Source organism: Desulfovibrio diazotrophicus (genome assembly GCF_902498985.2).
GTDB lineage: Bacteria > Desulfobacterota > Desulfovibrionia > Desulfovibrionales > Desulfovibrionaceae > Desulfovibrio > Desulfovibrio legallii.
In genome coordinates this window covers 114348-131647 of the sequence record NZ_OX346397.1, presented here as the reverse complement: position 1 = coordinate 131647, position 17300 = coordinate 114348, and the positions used below count along the sequence as shown (strand labels likewise).

Genomic DNA, 17300 nt, shown 5'->3' with positions numbered 1-17300 from the left:
TATTTCGCGGTGCGTAGGCCAGCATCCCATTTTAATAGACAACTGTTACCATGGCATAAAAAACTTACCTGAGGCTTTCTCAAAAAATAATTAGACAACGTTCCCGGAAATCTCGCCACCACCTCCCATAGGTGCGACCGTCAACATTGTTTCCTCATGCGTTAAAAAATAAAACAGGTCATTGCACCGCGGTGTTCCATTTCCTGGCAAAAGACTAACCACCGGAATATTCAGCTGAAACAGTGTATAAGGCAGACTAATCTGGTCTCTTTTGCTATAGGACTCAAGCTCTGCCCACCACAAGGCAAACAAACTCCGTGCCAGTTCATGGACTGGGTTCACCAACATAAGATTGGTTTCATATAATCCGAAATGCTCAGGCATACCTTGCGCCCGGTAGAAGGCAACCTGACTACAAATAATTTTAGGCTCATCCTTTTGGGTCGCAATGCAGGCTACAGCCTCATCGTATATGCAATCCCGAACCGGATGAGGTATGGTATATAAAGGCAAGGTGCCATCGTGCATCGTTAACAATGAAGAAAAATCCCCGGCAATAGCGATATTCGCGTCCATCCATAATACCCAACGCGCATCGGGAAAAAGCTCCGGCAAATGCAGCTTGGCCCAGCGGGCCCGGCGCGTGGGATCGGCATTAGCATAAGGAATGGGGCGCATTTCCCATATTCCGTAAGATTCCATAGGGGTATCTGTATAGCACACATAGCGCCAGCCGTCGTTCAAATAAGCCGGGGGCAAGAGGCGCTCGTAGTTCCCCGCAACAGAGGTGCAGACCACCACATCACCGGGCGGCGCAGCGCGAAACCTGGCCAGCCGTTCCGGCGTAAGGCCGCTGTAGTCTATATGGCTGCAGCAGGGCTTGCGTCCCTCTTGACGCCCGCACTGCAGATAATGAATCAGGGGGTCCATCCCACTGGCGCGGACATCCGGATACAAAAGCAAGTATTCCTCCGGAGAAAAATCCTTCGGAACACCTTCAGCCTCTAACCGTAAGATGCCACCCGCAGCCTCCGATCCCACGGCGTCGGTCTGCAACGCCCAGCCCTGCCGCGTGGCCGCAAGATCCCTGCTGAAGGGCGTAAGCCGCCCTTTCCAGCGTGCCGCAAAGGCGGCAGTGTCCACCCAGTCGTCGCAACGGCGCGCCTTCTTGTCATCCAGCAGCACAAACGCAGCAAACGGCCACCAGACGGTGCGCAATCCCTGCCCATCAAGGCGCAGACAGTAGTCCGGCACAGCCGCATCGGGCACAGCCGCGTCAAAGCCGCCCGCCCCCGCCAAGGTTTCCGCACGGGTAAACAGGCACAGGCCGTCCAGGGCGTCTACGGTTCGGGCCATCATATTCCAGTTGAACCAGCCGGGCGTATGGCGGGGCATGCCCGACAACACCGGGGCCAATGTGCCGCTGGCGTCCGTGAGGTAGCCGCAGTGCAGACTCGTTTCATTACGGCGCAGCAGCTTGCCGCCCACAGCGCCCACGCCCGCACGGCACAGGCAGGCCACCAGTTCCTCCAGCCAGCCCGGCGTCACCGGCGCCACGCCGCCGGATAGAAAGCCCAGCACCTGCCCCTGCGCCTTTTGCGCGCCCCATTGCAGGCATTGCGCCTGGGAAAAATTTTTCGGATGCAGAACCAAATGGATATTTTTCTGGCCCTCAGTCAGCCGCCGCGCCTTGACAAGCTGGCGTTGCGGAACGGCTTCGCTGCACACAACAAGTATTTCATATTTGCCGTAGGCGGTATTCTCCTGCAAGGCGGCAAGCTGGGCCTGCAACGGGGCAAGATCCTCTCCCATATGGCAGATCAGACTTACCAGGGGCCGCTTGTGGGGCAGCGGATGCCTGACCCGCAAAAACTGAGAACCCTCCAACACCTCCACCACGGCTGCAGAACCAGCTGCGTCCAGATAGTCCTGCAGCGCCCGCCGCGCACTCTCCACCGCCTCGCTTTTAACGCCCACATCCGTAGCCGTGCTGCCCGCATGGGCGCGCCAGTGGTAGAGCACATGGGGAATATGGATGAGGCGCGCGGCGTCCGCCCCCGCCACATAACGCAAAAGCAGATCATAATCCTGTGAACCGCGGACCCCCTCACGGAAACCACCCAGTTGGCGTATCTTGTCCGTGCGGTACACGCCGAGATGACTCACGAAATTCTGGCCGCAGAGCAGTTCCCAATCCCACTTGTCGTTTTTAAGATAGGGATAAAACAGAGAGCCATCCTCGCGGATTTTATCCTCATCAGAAAAAAACAACAGGCCGTCGGGGTAATCCTGTATGGCTGCGGCCACCTGACGCAGGGCGTCCGGGGTCAGCAGATCGTCCTGATCCAGCAGTACGGTCCAGGGATGACGCGCCATCTCCAGTGCCGTATTGGTGGCGGCGGCGATATGGCCGTTTTTCTCCCGCCTGGTATAGCGGATTCTGCCGTCTCCGGCGGCATAGTCGACCAGAATGGCGGCCACATGGGGGTCGGTGGAGGCGTCGTCCGCGACGCACAGCTCCCAGTGCGGGTAGTCCTGGGCCAAAACAGATTCCAGCGCGGCAACAAAATGCTCTGCCTTGGGATTGTAGACCGGCATGAGAACAGAAAAACGCACAGGCGGCTCCCCAGCCTCCACGGACTGCGGCGCGGCTGCGGCACGACCCGGCAGGTCCGCCAACTCCCGCCACAAGGTATAGGTCCAGTCCTCGTGGGGCATGAGTGGGATGTCCATCTCAGCCGCCATACGCCGCAGCGCCGCAAGGCAAGGCAGATAGCGTTCCGTCCGGAAGGACTCCGCCCCGGCAAGCCATGCGGCATACTGCTCAGCCAGAGGGGCCAGGCCGAGGTGTGCGCACCACGCGCGCATTTCTTCTGCTTTTTTAAGATATTGATCAAAGGGTTTACAAAAGGAAATCCCACGATGCAGCGCCTCTGCGGCAGCCTGAGCGTCATGCGCGGCGCGGGCAGAAGCGCAGAGCCGCATGGCCCCTTCCGGCGAAGGGTATAACTTGAACCATGTAAATTCCAGCGCCGCACGGATGGACGCATTCTCCTCCTTTTGGGTCAGGGCACTCCAGCCTTTTTCCCAAAAAGGATTGTGCAACAACAGATCTTTGAGAACCGCTGCCGGGGCCTTGTCCGCGACCCTGTCCAGACGCGCGCGCTGATCGGGCGGCAAAAAAATCTGCAACGTCTGCCACGGCCCAATATGCGGCCGCAGCCCATCATCTTTCACATGTTGGTGCCAGTCCGGAACAAGCAGCTGCAGGCCGTGTTCCATCAGATAGGCGGAATTTTCTTCCTCGTGGCTGTGTCTGCCGGGGGTCTGGCTGGTGTGGTGAATGACCCTGGCTTCGGGGTTGACGGTCATGCGATAGCCCTGGTGACTGAGCCGGGCGCAGAGGTCCACGTCCTCGAATCCATTGATGTAGTGCTCGTCAAACAGGCCCACTTCCATGAATACCGACCGCCGCATAACCATGCAGGCGGCGGTGATGACCTGAAAAAACCGCCGTTTTTGCGCCAAAGGGCTCTCCGCCGGAATGCCCTCGTAAAGATGACCAACGCTCATAAAAGGAGAAATGCGTACCCCCAGATGCTGCACCGTATACCCGAAAGGTTCACTTTTCGGATACAGCAGCAAGGGGCCGGTAGCGGCAATGTCCGGCCATGCGGCAAAATCGTCCAGCAGAGGCTGATACCAGCCGGGCAGCGGCTCCGTATCATTATTGAGAAAAATGAGAAATTCCCCGGCCGCCATCCTGGCCCCCAGGTTGGAGGCCGGGCCGAAGTTCAAATTGGTTGCGGAGCGGTGGTAGCGAAAGGCCTCCCCAAACAGCGTGCGGCCAAGAACGGGGCAGGCCTGAGGCGTCACATCCGTGGAGCCGTTGTCCACTATAATGACTTCCACGTCCCGGTCTTTGATAGTGGCCGCCAGGGCCTTGAGGCAGGCGCGCGTCAGGTTCCACTGATTAAACACCGGGATAATGATGGAGGATTCAACCGCAGACATCCGCCCCCCTGAGTCACGGCACAGCGCGTCATTATTGTTTTTTAGAGGTACACCAATAAATTCCACACCGCAAACACTCGCCAGGGGCACACGCCCACCCGCACCAAGGGCGGCCGTGCCGTCCACCCGGCAGGGCAAAGATATGCAAGCATTGTGCCTGACTGTCGGCCGCTTCAGGGCCTACCGCGCGAGGGACGCCTCCCTAGAGTATTTAACACTTGAAATGCTCGCTTACGGCAGGCAAAAGCCTGCCTTCTCGCATTTCGTGGCAAGGATTTTCAAGAAAATCCTTGCAGAGCAATTAACTCATTTCATTCGTAAACTGCTCTAACGAAATTTCTTCTTGAAATATTGCGGGCACCGACGCCTTATGGTATATTTTTTAAAGAATAGAATAGGGTAACTTCATTGTGCTGCCAACCTTTTACTTCCCGCAGACAGGCCACGCCGCCAGGGGCCGCGCCATGCCGGGCAAACCAGCCCACCACCAACCGCTACAGGGGGTCTTACCATGATTGTCGGCGTTACCAAGGAAATCAAGGCGGATGAATACCGCGTGGGGCTTACGCCCGCGGGCGTCAAAACTCTGACTGACCGCGGACATACCGTGCTGGTGGAAGCCGGCGCGGGCCTGGGCAGCCGTATTGACGATGCAGCCTATGCGGCCGCCGGCGGGCGCATCCTGCCCGTGGCGGCGGTCTGGGAACAGGCCGACATGATCGTCAAAGTCAAGGAGCCGCTGGAGTGCGAATACCGGTACTTCAAGCCCGGCCTGTTGCTGTTCACCTACCTGCACCTGGCGGCGGACAAAGCCCTCACCGAGGCCCTGCTGCAGTCCAAAGTCGTGGGGCTGGCCTACGAAACCGTGCAGCCCGAAGACCACAGCCTGCCCCTGCTGGCCCCCATGTCCGAAGTGGCCGGGCGCATGTCCGTACAGGTGGGCGCCTACCTGCTCACCAAACAGGCCGGCGGCGCTGGCATGCTCATGGGCGGCGTGGCTGGGGTGCAGCGCGCCCGGGTGGTCATCGTGGGCGGCGGCACCGTGGGTACCGAGGCGGTCAAAATGGCTATGGGCCTGGGCGCGGATGTGACCGTCCTGGACAGCAACCTCAACCGCCTGCGTTACCTGAGCGACATTTTTTCCGCCCGCGTGCAGACCCTGGCCTCCAACGTCTACAATATCGCCGATGCCGTGCGGGAGGCGGACCTGGTCATCGGCTCCGTGCTCATTCCTGGGGCCATGGCGCCCAAACTGGTCACCGAGGCCATGATCAAAACCATGCGCAAGGGCAGCGTAGTGGTGGACGTGGCCATTGATCAGGGCGGATCCTTTGAAACCACGGCGGGCAAGCCCACCACCCACCACCAGCCCACCTTTGAGAAGCACGGCGTCATCCACTACGCCGTGGCCAATATTCCCGGCGCGGTGCCCATCACCTCCACCCACGCCCTGACCAACGCCACCCTGCCCTATGCCGTGGCCCTGGCCGACAAAGGCTGGAAGACCGCCTGCAAAGAAAATATCGCTCTGCAACGCGGCCTCAACACCGTGGACGGCCAGTGCACCTTTGCCGGCGTGGCCGAAGCCCTGGGCCTGAACTACACACCCGCCACGCAATTTCTGGCATAAATCAGGGAGTCTTCACCAACCAGGGGCTTTCCCCCCAAGCCCCTGTGACGTGCCGCCCGCCTGCGCCGCACCCAGCGCCAGACGAATCCGCGCCCGCAGGGCGGCCTGCTCCACCGCGTCCGGATCGCGGGGTCGCGGGGCGGCAATCTCCCAACACTGGGTAAGCCCCCGGCCTTCCTCCATAAGATGGACCGTATCGGCCAGCAGACAGGCCTCACCCACGTCGTGGGTTACCAGCATAACGGTCAGACCCGCGTCTGCCTGCAACCGGGCCAGCAATATCTGCATGCGCAAACGGGTAATGGCGTCCAGGGCGGCAAAGGGTTCGTCCAGAAACAACAGCTTGGGCCGCAGGGCCAGGGCACGGGCCAAGGCCGCGCGCTGCCGCATGCCGCCCGAAAGAACGGAAGGCAAGGCCGCGCCCCACGCGCCCAAGCCCACCTGCTCCAGCACCGTCGCCACCCGCCGGCGGCAATCCTGCCGCGAAAATCCGGCCTGCCGCAGCCCCAAGGCCACGTTTTCCGCCACGCTCAGCCAGGGAAACAGGGCATCGTCCTGAAAGGCCATAACCCGCTCCGGGCCGGGCTTCGCGCAGGGCGCGCCTGTCAAAAAAATCTCCCCCGCATCCGGCGGCAGAAACCCCGCCAGAATATGCAGCAGCGTGCTTTTGCCGCAGCCGCTGGCTCCCACCAGGGCCGTGACGCTCCCCTGCCGCAGGCTCAGATCCACGCCCGGCAGCACCACGCGCCCGGCAAAGGCCTTACGCACGCCTACGCAGGCAAAGTACGGCCTCATCGGCGCAGCCCCGGCAGGCGCCCCAGCAGATGCAGGAGCAACGCGTCGCAGACCGCCCCCAGCACGGCTATGCACAAGATGCCGCACAGCAGGATGTCCACCCGCCCGTTCATGCGGGCGTCCATGATCAGCGCGCCCAGGCCGTCCGGCACGCCGGTAAGCTCACCCAGCACCAAATAGGCGAAGCTCATGCCCAGGGCCACCCGCAGCCCTGCGCAAAGCTGCGGCATGGACCAGGGCAGCACCACCCGCAGAAACAGCGCCGCGCGTCCCAAGCCCAGCATACGGCCCACATGCAGCAGATTGGGCGGCGTGGACGCCGCCGCGGCCGCCGCGCTGAAGTAGACGGGGAAAAAACCCGCCAGAGCGATGAGGGTCACCGTTGTTTTGAAGCCCACGCCCAGCCAGATCAGGGCCAAGGGCAGCCAACTGATGCCGGGCACGGCCTTGACGCCGTTGATGACCGGGGCCAGCAGCCGGGCCACGGTGGGGCTGCGGCCCGACCACAGGCCCAGCACCGCGCCGGGAACCGCGGCCAGAGCATATCCGGCGGCCACCCGGCCCAGACTGGCCGCCGCGTCGGGCCAGAACCGGCCGGCCTGCGGATCGTCGCCCACGCCGAGCACATAGACCGCCAGGGTACGGGCCACCTGCCGGGGCGGGGGCAACAGCCAATCCGGGGCCGCCCCGTGCTCCGTGGCCGCAAACCAGCCCAGCAGGAGCAGACAGGGCAGGCACCAGGGCAGCAGACGGTCGCGCCAGGCTCTATTCATGAACCAGGGGTTGGCCCGTTCGCAGGGCGTCCACAAACCGGCGGTCCACCAGCCGGCTGTAGTCCGGCTCCGCAGCAATGACGCCCAAGGCCTTCATGCGCGCGCCCAGGGCAGCCAGACGCCGCAGAAAAGCGTCGTCCATATCCCAGGCCAGTTCCATATTGGGAGCGGAAGCCTCCAGCAGGGCGCGATCCACGCGAAAAAGCGCGGCGGCCGTATCCAGCCAGAGTTTTTTGTCCGCCATAAAGGCCTCTGTGGCGGCCTTGTGCGCGGCCACCATGCGCATGGCCCGCTGCGGATGCTCTCTGATAAAATCCTCGCGCATGAGCATGCCGCTGTTGATGGTCCCGATGCTGTCGTCATAATAGGGATAGGCCAGAATGCGCCCGTAGCCCTGAGCCACGGCCTGGGTAGGGAAGGGCTCACCAGAAAGAAAGGCGTCAATGTCGCCCTTGGCCAGGGCTGTGCCCATATCGAAAAAGTCGATACGCATCAGGCGCACGTCCTTGTTCGGATTAAGCCCCTGGCGCTGCAGAACTTCGCGCAACAGAATCTCGTGCATGGTGCCGGGCACATAGGCAATGCGCTTGCCCTTGAGCTGCGCCGGGCTGCGGATGGGGCCGTTCTTGGCCACCACAAGCGCCGAACACTTGTTACCCAGGGCCGCCACCAGGCGCACGGGCTCGCCGCGCGACGCCGCCTGGATAGCCAGGGCCAGGGTAGTGCCCGTCATGTCCAGACTGCCGGAAAGCAGCGCCGCCTTCTGGTCCGCCGGGTTGGTAAAAGGCCGCACCTCCACGCGCGGGACCGGAGCAGGGGCATACCGCTCATAAACAAAAGGCTGGATGGTCTGCGCCGTCTTCCAGGTGCCTACCCGCCAAACCTCCTGCGCCGGGGCGACAGCAGCCCAAAGCAGGACCGCCAACGTCGCCAGCATCCCCAAAAACGCCGCGGCCCCGCCGCATCCCCTGCCGTTTCCGTAACCCAAAACCATAGTCGCCTCCGCAGGCATTGCTGTGTTGCACCGGGACATCCGCCGCCATCAATCTCCGCCCAAAGCGTAGCCCGCCTCCAGCAGCAGGGAGAGGGCGTCCTCCACGCCAAAGGCGCGCCAGTCCGTGTCGCTTTCGGCCACATCGCGGGGCACTGCCCCGGTTTCCACCACCAGCACGTTAGCTCCCCAGTTCAGCGCCTGCAGTGTGGGCGGGTGCACGCAGATATCCGGCGTCCGCACGCCGCCGGCCAGCCGCGTCACAGCGGCTATCTGCGCCAGACGCTGTGGGGACAACTCCGCGTCAGGCCCCGTGCCGGCCCTGTCCCCGCAAGGGGTGCCGGGCACATTGACCCGCGCCATGACGCCGCACAAGCGCGCCTCATAGCGCAGGGCCGTAAGCAGCACAGCCACAAGCTCTTTGTTGCCGTGTTCCGGTCCCACAGGTTCCACCAGATGGGCCAGGTCCAGGCTGGACCCGCGCACCGTGCCCAGGGTGTCCAGGCGCGTTGCCGTCTTGAATCCCGTAGTTTCCCCTTCGCCCAGACGCAGGGTGTGGTAAACCGCGTTAACCCCGGCCGCAGCCAGGGCCCTGGCGTCGGCAGCCTCCAGCTCACCGGTATTGACCACAACCCGGTAGCTGCCGGGAACCTCGCGCCGCAGGCGGCGCACCAAATCGAGCAGCTTTTCCAGCGAATAAAATTCCGTGGTGCGCAGGGTCACCCAATAGGCTCCCTGGGCCACAAAACGGCGTGCCGTTTCCACGATGCGCGGGGCGGACCATTCCTGCGGCGCCCGCACCAGTCCCCACTTTTCGCCGAAAGAACAAAAACCGCAGTTCATGGGACAAGGGCGGCAATCCACGCCGATGGCGCTCCAGACGCGACCATGGTTTTTCGCCGTCTGGCGGGCCATATCCCGTGCCCGGCGTCCCAGAAAGGCGGCTTCGGCCGAATCGGCGGGAACTTCCAGCAAAGCCTCCAGATCCGCCGCAACGGGGATGCGGCCTGCCAGCGCCTCCCGCGCCACGCGCTCCACCAACTGGGTAAAGGCCCGATCCATATGGTTGGCCTCGCGGACCAGCATAAGCGTTGCGTCCAGGGTACGGCGATAGTCTTCCAAGGTCGTCTCCCACTGCGCCAGGCACGCCCTTCCGCGTTCCGTCAGGGCGTAACGGCGACGGCCCGTAGTAAGTCCCGCTTCTTCCGCCGCAGTCAGCAGCCCTCTGGCCTCCATGCTTTTGAGCAGACGGTATACGCCGGTCTGGTCCGGAACCGCGCCCTCCCACAAGGGCAATGCCCGCAACCCCTGCAGCAGCGCGTAGCCGTGCTGTGCGCCATGGGCCAGCAGGCCCATAATCACGGGCTGCACAAAACGTTGCAGCGTACCACCCGCACAGGCGCATCCCGCAAAATCCAGTTCTTCCATGACAGTGCCTCAATAGTAGATTAACTCTAATCTTAAGGCAGCGTAGTCCGCGTTGGGCTCGCGGTCAAGCCCTGACGCACATGACGGCTGAAAGTTCCTTGCGTTCCGCCGCAACCTGGCCGCCCGGCAGCGGCCGCCGCAACAGCCTGCGGGCCCGCGGATCGGCGGCAACGCCGACCCGCCAGGGCAGGAAAGCGGCCCTTGACAGCAGTGCGCATTCGGCTATATTTCTCCATTCCCGAATCCGCCGGTGTGACGGCGGCGGGCGGCGGGCCTTTTTGCCGGACCGGTCCTGGTCCGAAACGGGCGCATGCCGACAATTTTTGGCGGTCCGCCGCCGACAGATCAGATACCATAGAGCGCTGCGGCGCATGGAGGTTTTGTCATGACCCCTCTGGAAAACGCCACCAAGACCGCCGAGGGTGTGGTGGTCAACGGCTTTGTTCTTTCCCCTGTGGTGGAGCAGTGCAACGGCTGTGAGCGGATGCGCGAGTTTGACGGTGAGCAGTTCTGCTCCAGTTATCCCGCGCCTGCCCGCAAATGGGCTGTAGGCCGTTGCAACTTTGCCACGCACGCCAAGGCGCAGGCTAACGCCGCCGCCAAAGTGAACCCGCTCAAGGCCTCCAAGCGCGCCGCCAAAGGCCGCTAGAGCAGCTTGCCTTTGGGAATGCCTTTCTCAAAGGCAGGCAAGACGCCCCTTTCCGATGCTTTGCCGCCCAGGCGCCCTGCGTTTGCGGTGAGGAAGGAGGGGCATCCGCTTATGCAGCCGCCAGATTTTTGCGGGCCGTTGCGGCGGCTTCCGGGCACAAACCGGTCCCCGATACTGTTTCGGGACGACACGGTTGCAGCTTGGGCCGCCCTGCGGCCCTTTATGTTTTTGTCTGTTGACAGGGGCACGCCATGCTTAAAAACCTGGATATGCTGCTGCGCGGCCTGGCCGGCCGTGAAAATCGGGTGGCGGAGCTGCAGTCCGTGCTTACCGCCTGCCAGGCTCTGGGACCGGACAACGGCGGTCCTGGCGAGCTGGAAAAAATCCGCTGCATTACTGATTGGCTCAAGGCCTGCAGCGTCACAGACCTCACCCGTCTGGACGCCCCGGACCCTCGCGTGCCTGAGGGGCTGCGCCCCAACCTGGTGGCGCGCATGCCGGGCAAAGGCCGCCGCACCCTCTGGCTGTTCGGCCATACGGATGTAGTGCCCCCCGGAGATCTGACCGCCTGGAGCGGCGACCCCTGGCAGGTACGCCGTGAAGGCGACTGGCTCTACGGACGCGGCGTGGAGGACAACCAGCAGGCCATTGTGAGCATGCTGCTGCTCGCTGAAGAACTGGCGGCCCACGGGCTCACGCCGGAACTGAACCTGGGCATGGTCTTCATGGCCGATGAAGAAACAGGCAACACTTACGGCCTGCGCCGCATTCTCACGGCCGCGCCGGAGCTGTTCAGCCCGGACGACCTCTATATCGTGCCCGATGCCGGTTCCCCGGTCGGCGACGCCATAGAAGTGGCCGAGAAGGGCCAGTTGTGGCTGCGGGTACGCACCACGGGCGCGCAGTGCCACGCCTCAGCCCCGCAGCAGGGCCGCAACGCCTTTCTGGCCGGGGCGGATATGGTTCTGGCCGCCCACAACGGCCTGCGCGCGGCCTTTGCCGACGCCAACCCGTTGTTTATACCGCCTTTTTCCACCTTCGTGCCCAGCAAGCACGAGCCCAATGTGCCCAATATCAATACTGTGCCGGGCAGCGACGTCTTTTATCTGGACTGCCGCCTGCTGCCCCAGGTAGACCCCGAGGCCGTGCTGGCCAGGCTGCAGGCCACGGCTGCGGAGGTAGGCGCGCGCCACCGGGTGCGGATTGAAGTGGAGACGGTGCAGTGGCAGCCGGCCACGGCCGCCCCGGTGGTCAGCCCGGTGGTCACGGCCCTGCGCGCGGCCGTGGCCCGCATCTATGGAGTGGAAGCCCGCCCCGTGGGCATCGGCGGCGGCACCGTGGCCGCCCTGCTGCGCGAACGCGGCCTGCCCGCCGTGGTCTGGAGCTGCATTGCCAACACCTGCCATCAGCCCAACGAACGCTCCTCCATCACCGCAACTCTCAAGGACGCCCAGGTGTTTGCCCACATCCTTATGAACGCCGCCCATGTCTGATTCTTTTTTTGACTGCATTGTGACGGGCGGCGGCCATGCCGGCTGCGAGGCCGCTGTGGCCCTGGCCCGTCTGGGGCACAACGTGCTGCTCATCACCGGCAATCTGGACCGCCTGGGTTATCTTTCCTGCAACCCGGCCATCGGCGGCCTGGCCAAGGGCCACATGGTACGCGAAATCGACGCCCTGGGGGGCATGATGGGCCTCTGGGCCGATGCCGCGGGCATCCAGTTCCGCGTGCTGAACATGAGCAAGGGCCCGGCCGTGCGCGCCACCCGCGCTCAAATAGACCGCGAGGCTTACCAGCGCGTCCTCAAGAAGACGCTCTACCACACGCCGGGCCTGCGCCTCTGGCAGGACCAGGTCACGGCCGTGACTACGGACGACGCCGGGGTTACGGGCGTGAGCACGGCCCAGGGGCTTTGCTTTACCGCCCGCCAGGTGCTTCTGACCACAGGCACCTTCCTGGACGGACGCCTGCACATGGGGCTCACCCATCTGCCGGGCGGCCGCCTGGGCGACGCGCCTGCCCTGGGCCTTTCAGAAAGCCTGCGCAGCCTGGGGCTTGCCCTGGGGCGCCTTAAAACAGGCACCACGCCGCGCCTGCTGGGCACCTCCATTGATTTTTCCCGCCTGGAGGAGCAAAAGGGCGACGATCCGCCCCGCGGCTTCAGCTTCCGCGGCCCCGGCCCCCGGTTGCCGCAGGTTTCCTGCCACATCACCTGGACCAACGCCCGCGCGCACGAGATCATCCGCAGCGGTTTTGACCGTTCACCCATGTTCACGGGCGTCATCAAGGGCACGGGGGCGCGCTACTGCCCGTCCATTGAGGATAAGGTGGCCCGCTTTCCCCAGCGCGAGCGGCACCAGATCTTTCTGGAGCCCGAAGGCCTGGAAAGCGCCGAGGTCTACGCCAACGGCATCCCCACCAGCCTGCCCCTGGACGTGCAGATCGCCATGCTCCACGCCATCCCCGGCCTGGAAAAGGCCGTCATGCTGCGTCCCGGCTACGCCATCGAATACGACTACGCCGACCCCGTGCAGCTGCAATCCACCCTGGAAACCAAGGCCGTGCCCGGCCTCTGGCTGGCGGGGCAGATCAACGGCACCTCAGGTTATGAAGAAGCGGCAGCCCAGGGCCTCTGGGCAGCACTGAACATGTCCTGCCGCCTGCGCGGCCTGCCGCCCTTCACGCCGGGGCGGGACACAGCCTATATGGCCGTGCTGGTGGACGACCTGGTTACCCTGGGCACTCGCGAACCCTACCGCATGTTTACCTCCCGCGCGGAGCACCGCCTGCTCCTGCGCGAAGACAACGCCGACGCCCGCCTCACGCCCCTGGGCCGCGAACTGGGCCTGGTGGACGACGCCCACTGGGAGCTGTTTTGCCGCAAACAGGACGCCGCCGCCCGGCTGCGCGGACACCTTGAGGAAACGCGCCTGCCTGCCGATATGCAGTATAAGACGGCCGCGCTGCCCGCCGGACGCAGCCTGGCGGAGGCCCTGCGTCGGCCGGACCTGGACCTGGCGGCCCTGGCGGAGCTTTTGCAGCACGCCGCGCCTGAACTTGGCGTGGCCTTGGCCACGGCGCTGGGCCAGGCAGGAGAAGACGTCCGCCGCGGCGTGCAGACCGAGATCAAATATGCGGGGTACCTCACGCGCCAGCGCGAACTGGTGGCGCGCACGGCCCGACTGGAGGCGACGGCCTTGCCGTCTGAACTGGATTATGCCAAAATCGCCGGGCTATCCCATGAAGTCGTAGAGAAGCTCAGCCGGGTGCGTCCGCGCAACCTGGGGCAGGCCGGCCGCATTTCCGGCGTAACCCCGGCCGCGGTGGCCTGTCTGGAAGTGCACCTGCACAAGCTGGGCCTGCTGCGCCAGGAAAAACGCCCCTGCCGCGTGGGCACGCCCGGCCTCTGACCCGCCCGCAGGCCCGTGCCCGCCAGGTTGCCGTGCACGGGAAAGCGAAACCAGCGCGTCCTTGCAAGACCCCTTGCGCGCACTTTTTGAGGCCGGTACGCCGGCGTGCTCCTGGTGGTTGCTATGACAGGCAAAGAACTGATTTTCGTTTTTGCGGCGCTTATGCTGGCCTTGATACTGCTGCTGCTGCGCCTGCGCGGCAACGTCAGCCGCCAGCGACAGGAGGCCAAACGCAGGGCCGTGGTGGGCCGCATGCTGGATCTGGCCCAGACGCAGAACGAAATTTTTGAAATCAACGTGCTGGACGGTCAGGCCCACAAAGGCCTGGCCGGCCTGCTGCAGCGCATCAGCGACGGGCAGCTCGTCCTGGACGTTTTTTCTTACGCCCCGCACGGGCTCACAGGCCTTTCCGCAGAAATATACTTTCGCGCCACCCTGCCCGAAGGCTCCACATTTTACAAATTTCACACCACTATTCTGAATGTGGATCCCGGCCGGTCGCGTTCTCTGCTGACGGTGACCGCCCCGCTGGATCTGGACGTGGGGCAGAAGCGCACCTTCATCCGCGTGCAGCCGCCCAGCCGATCCATCCGGGTGCTGGCCTTCTGGAAGCTGGGGCTTGCGCAGCCGCTGCCCGCCCAGACTTCTGAAATCGGCAAACCCTTCACCTACGCCAAGCGCGGCATGAAAGACGCTCCCCTGTGCATTGAAGACATTTCGGGCACGGGCCTGGCCCTGCGCTTTCCCATGCCGGATCCGGAGAACAGACCGGTTGACCTGGACAAAGGTTCCCGGATACTCTGTCTTGTCATTTTCGAGGCCGGTCGGGAGGAACGCGTCATCACCTTCTGGTGCGCCTGCGAAGTGGTCCACACCCGCGAGATCAAAATGGACAAGCCCGCCCTCATTTTGGGCGTGCGGTTTACCAATTGGGCCATCCTGGAGCCGGGCGGCACGGAGATCAGCTGGTTCCACTGTTCGCCCACCCACGGGGTCTTGCCTATCACCCAGTGGGTCATGTATCTGGATATGGTACAGCGCAAACTGCTCTGAGAGCATGGGGGCGCTCCCGCTGACCCCTGACAAGGAGGCATATTTTGGACGGCGGCACGGAAGGTCACAGTACCATCTGGTCGCGCCTGAGCAAACTGTTCGGGCACGATGATGAAGAATCCCTGGAAAAAGCCATTCTCGAAGCCAGAGCCGAAGGCGAGGTGGAACCGGACGAGGAATCCATGCTCCTCGGCATCCTGCGCTTCAACGATCTGCAGGTGCAGGACACCATGACCCCCCGCACCGACATCGACTGCGTGCCGGACGATATGCCTTTGCCCGATGTGGCGCGCATCATCGTCCGCTCCGGGCATTCCCGCATACCCGTATACCATGAAACCCGCGACAACATCGTGGGTATCGTCCACGCCAAGGACGTGCTCCACAGCCTGCTGGACGCGCACAACCAAAACGCGCAGGCGGCAGACCCGCCCGCGGCCGCAGTCATGCGCGAACCCTTCTTTGTACCGGAAACCAAATCCATCCGTACCCTGCTGCAGGAATTCCGCGCCCGCAAGCAGCACATTGCCATCGCACTGGACGAGTACGGCGGCACCTCCGGCCTGATCACCATCGAAGACGTGCTGGAAGAAATCGTGGGCGACATTGAAGACGAACACGACGCCCCCCGCCAGGAGGACATCCGGCCCCTGGGCGACGGGGCTTATGAGCTTACGGGCCGCGCCCTGCTTGAAGATCTGGAGGACATGGGCATAAACCTGGACTCGGACGAGGTGGACACCGTCGGCGGCTACCTGAGCATGGAAGCCGGGCATGTGCCCGCCCCGGGCGAAAGTTTTACCCTGGACGGCTGGACCTTCACCGTGCTGGAGGCGGACAAAAAGCTCATCCTCCGCCTGCGCATGGAACCCGCAAGCAAAGACGAAGCTGCCCCGCCCCCGGCCCTGCCCGCATGACCCGCGCTCCGCTCTCCCTCTCCGCCGGGGCCGTGGCCCTGGCGGGGGCCTGCGCCCTTTGGCTGGGTTTTCCCAACGACCTGGCATCCCTGCCGCCCCTGGTTCTGCTCTGGCCCGTGGCCCTGGCCTGGTTGGGCGTCAACGCCCCCGACCGGGGCGCAGCCCTGCGCCGGGGCTGGCTCTGTCACCTGGCCGGCGGCACGGCGGCCCTCTATTGGCTGACCCTGCCCGTCCACAACGTGGGCGGCCTGCCCTGGGCCCTGGCAGTGCCCTGCGCCCTGTTCATTGCCGCCTGCCTGGCTCTGGCCGGCAGCCTTTTTGCCCTGGCGGCCCACGAGCTGCGCCGCCGTCCTCCCTGGCTTTGGGCCGTGGTTCTGGGCCTGTGCTGGTTTGTGCTGGAAGACGTCTTTGCCCGCGTGCTGGGCTTCCCCTGGCTGAGCCTTTCCGGCGCTCTGGCCCCCTGGCCCCTGCTGGTGCAGGGAGCGGACGTACTGGGCGCGTACGGACTGGCCGGGGTCTGGGTCGGCGCGGCCCTGCTCTGCGCCGCAACCGCCTGCCGCCCCCCGGCACAAGCCGCCCCCCCGCGCGGCGGCCGCCATGCCGTTTTGGCAGGCTTTGCCTTGACGGCCCTGCTCCTGAGCTACGGAGCCCTGCGCCTGACGGCCACGCCCCTGACCGCCGATCCCAGCGGGCCGGACAGCCTGGACGTGCTCTTTGTGGAAGGCAATGTAGATCAAAACCAAAAATGGCTGCCGGCCATGCAGCGCCAGACTGTAGAACTCTACCTGGGCCTCACTTACGGGGCCCTGGCCCTCCGGCCAGAGGCCCGGCCCCTGGTGGTCTGGCCAGAAACGGCCCTGCCCTTCTTTTTTGAGAACAATCCCCTCCTGGCCCCCAAGGTGCGAGAGCTGGCCGCGCGCAGCCAAACTCCCCTGCTGCTGGGCGCGCCGGGCATGGAACGCCGACCCGGCGTCAGAGAACCGGATATTTACAACCGCGCCTTTCTCCTGGGGCCCGACGGAAGAACCCTCGCCCACTACGACAAGGAACACCTGGTCCCCTTCGGCGAATACCTGCCTTCCTGGCTCAACTGGAAGTTTCTGGAAGCCCTGCTGCAGGGCGTGGGCGTTTACACCGAAGGCACGACCACCGCGCCCCTGCACTACCGCAACCTTGCCCTGGGCATGCTCATCTGTTATGAAGGCATATTCCCCTGGCTGGCGCAAGACCGCGCGGCACAAGGCGCCAACATTCTGGTGGACATCAGCAATGACGGCTGGTTCGGCGCTACTCCGGCCGCACGGCAGCACCTCTACCTTACGGCGCTGCGCGCCCTGGAGCAGAACCGCTGGCTGTTGCGCGGCACCAACACGGGCATTTCCGCCGTGGTGGATCCGCGCGGCCGCCTGACCCTGCGCGGCGGGCAGTTCCGCGCCCAGGCCCTCTGGGCCCGCGCCGGGCTGCAAACCGCGCCCAGCCCCTACCATCGCCTGGCCCCCTGGCTTTTGCCCGGCGGTCTGCTGCTGCTGGCGGGTCTGTGGCTCTGGGGGCCCGGCAGAGACGCCCGGACAGCGAGGCGGCGTACGCCCGGCGCTGCAGCATAGCATTTTTGAGAATAAATATTCTCAAAAATTTTGCT

12 protein-coding genes are annotated in these 17300 nt (G+C 64.1%); 7 read left to right on the top strand and 5 right to left on the bottom strand.

What is annotated here, in order from left to right:
* Nucleotides 1–90 precede the first annotated feature (90 nt).
* Nucleotides 91–4014, bottom strand: coding sequence for a glycosyltransferase (locus tag J7I12_RS00550; protein WP_303193204.1), 3924 nt, complete (start codon nucleotides 4012–4014; stop codon nucleotides 91–93).
* Between the two features lie 511 nt (nucleotides 4015–4525).
* Between J7I12_RS00550 and ald the strand changes: the two genes are divergently transcribed.
* On the top strand, nucleotides 4526–5644 hold the full coding sequence (ald, locus tag J7I12_RS00545; protein WP_118229561.1) for an alanine dehydrogenase: 1119 nt from the start codon (nucleotides 4526–4528) through the stop codon (nucleotides 5642–5644).
* A 12-nt stretch (nucleotides 5645–5656) separates the two neighbouring features.
* On the opposite strand, the gene J7I12_RS00540 is transcribed toward ald, so the two are convergent.
* The 4 genes from J7I12_RS00540 to J7I12_RS00525 are packed head-to-tail and all read right to left on the bottom strand — an operon-like array spanning nucleotide 5657 to nucleotide 9631.
* Nucleotides 5657–6439, bottom strand: coding sequence for an ABC transporter ATP-binding protein (locus J7I12_RS00540; RefSeq protein WP_130958288.1), 783 nt, complete (start codon nucleotides 6437–6439; stop codon nucleotides 5657–5659).
* A complete protein-coding gene (locus J7I12_RS00535) occupies nucleotides 6436–7212 on the bottom strand; it encodes an ABC transporter permease (protein ID WP_302548747.1) in 777 nt (258 codons plus the stop codon). Before J7I12_RS00535 ends, J7I12_RS00540 begins: the two co-directional genes overlap by 4 nt.
* Nucleotides 7205–8206: an ABC transporter substrate-binding protein gene (locus tag J7I12_RS00530; RefSeq protein WP_498793830.1), complete on the bottom strand. Its 1002-nt coding sequence runs from the start codon at nucleotides 8204–8206 to the stop codon at nucleotides 7205–7207. Before J7I12_RS00530 ends, J7I12_RS00535 begins: the two co-directional genes overlap by 8 nt.
* Nucleotides 8207–8254: 48 nt before the next feature.
* Nucleotides 8255–9631, bottom strand: coding sequence for a PadR family transcriptional regulator (locus J7I12_RS00525; RefSeq protein ID WP_302548746.1), 1377 nt, complete (start codon nucleotides 9629–9631; stop codon nucleotides 8255–8257).
* Nucleotides 9632–10016: 385 nt separating this feature from the next.
* Between J7I12_RS00525 and J7I12_RS00520 the strand changes: the two genes are divergently transcribed.
* From J7I12_RS00520 to lnt, 6 genes are all read left to right on the top strand, one after another.
* The gene (locus J7I12_RS00520; RefSeq protein ID WP_118229557.1) at nucleotides 10017–10280 is read left to right on the top strand and encodes a PxxKW family cysteine-rich protein; all 264 of its coding nucleotides are present in this window, start codon (nucleotides 10017–10019) and stop codon (nucleotides 10278–10280) included.
* A 251-nt stretch (nucleotides 10281–10531) separates the two neighbouring features.
* Nucleotides 10532–11773 carry a M20 family metallo-hydrolase gene (locus J7I12_RS00515; RefSeq protein ID WP_118229556.1) on the top strand — a complete coding sequence of 414 codons (1242 nt, stop codon included), beginning with the start codon at nucleotides 10532–10534 and terminating at the stop codon, nucleotides 11771–11773.
* Nucleotides 11766–13691 (top strand): tRNA uridine-5-carboxymethylaminomethyl(34) synthesis enzyme MnmG, encoded by a 1926-nt coding sequence (gene mnmG / locus J7I12_RS00510; RefSeq protein ID WP_118229555.1) that lies wholly within the window; start codon nucleotides 11766–11768, stop codon nucleotides 13689–13691. The genes J7I12_RS00515 and mnmG overlap by 8 nt, the downstream gene beginning before the upstream one ends.
* A gap of 123 nt (nucleotides 13692–13814) precedes the next feature.
* The gene (locus J7I12_RS00505; RefSeq protein ID WP_118229554.1) at nucleotides 13815–14744 is read left to right on the top strand and encodes a PilZ domain-containing protein; all 930 of its coding nucleotides are present in this window, start codon (nucleotides 13815–13817) and stop codon (nucleotides 14742–14744) included.
* Nucleotides 14745–14788: 44 nt separating this feature from the next.
* Nucleotides 14789–15661: a hemolysin family protein gene (locus J7I12_RS00500; protein ID WP_118229553.1), complete on the top strand. Its 873-nt coding sequence runs from the start codon at nucleotides 14789–14791 to the stop codon at nucleotides 15659–15661.
* Nucleotides 15658–17265, top strand: a complete 1608-nt coding sequence (gene lnt, locus J7I12_RS00495; protein ID WP_118229552.1) for an apolipoprotein N-acyltransferase — start codon at nucleotides 15658–15660, stop codon at nucleotides 17263–17265. Before J7I12_RS00500 ends, lnt begins: the two co-directional genes overlap by 4 nt.
* The last annotated feature ends 35 nt before the right edge of the window (nucleotides 17266–17300 follow it).

Excerpts from the sequence above, each read along its gene's own strand:
- J7I12_RS00550 (WP_303193204.1), bottom strand. The coding sequence starts at position 4,014 with ATGTCTGCGGTTGAATCCTCCATCATTATCCCGGTGTTTAATCAGTGG.
- ald (WP_118229561.1), top strand. The coding sequence starts at position 4,526 with ATGATTGTCGGCGTTACCAAGGAAATCAAGGCGGATGAATACCGCGTG.
- J7I12_RS00540 (WP_130958288.1), bottom strand. The coding sequence starts at position 6,439 with ATGAGGCCGTACTTTGCCTGCGTAGGCGTGCGTAAGGCCTTTGCCGGG.
- J7I12_RS00535 (WP_302548747.1), bottom strand. The coding sequence starts at position 7,212 with ATGAATAGAGCCTGGCGCGACCGTCTGCTGCCCTGGTGCCTGCCCTGT.
- J7I12_RS00530 (WP_498793830.1), bottom strand. The coding sequence starts at position 8,206 with ATGGTTTTGGGTTACGGAAACGGCAGGGGATGCGGCGGGGCCGCGGCG.
- J7I12_RS00525 (WP_302548746.1), bottom strand. The coding sequence starts at position 9,631 with ATGGAAGAACTGGATTTTGCGGGATGCGCCTGTGCGGGTGGTACGCTG.
- J7I12_RS00520 (WP_118229557.1), top strand. The coding sequence starts at position 10,017 with ATGACCCCTCTGGAAAACGCCACCAAGACCGCCGAGGGTGTGGTGGTC.
- J7I12_RS00515 (WP_118229556.1), top strand. The coding sequence starts at position 10,532 with ATGCTTAAAAACCTGGATATGCTGCTGCGCGGCCTGGCCGGCCGTGAA.
- mnmG (WP_118229555.1), top strand. The coding sequence starts at position 11,766 with ATGTCTGATTCTTTTTTTGACTGCATTGTGACGGGCGGCGGCCATGCC.
- J7I12_RS00505 (WP_118229554.1), top strand. The coding sequence starts at position 13,815 with ATGACAGGCAAAGAACTGATTTTCGTTTTTGCGGCGCTTATGCTGGCC.
- lnt (WP_118229552.1), top strand. The coding sequence starts at position 15,658 with ATGACCCGCGCTCCGCTCTCCCTCTCCGCCGGGGCCGTGGCCCTGGCG.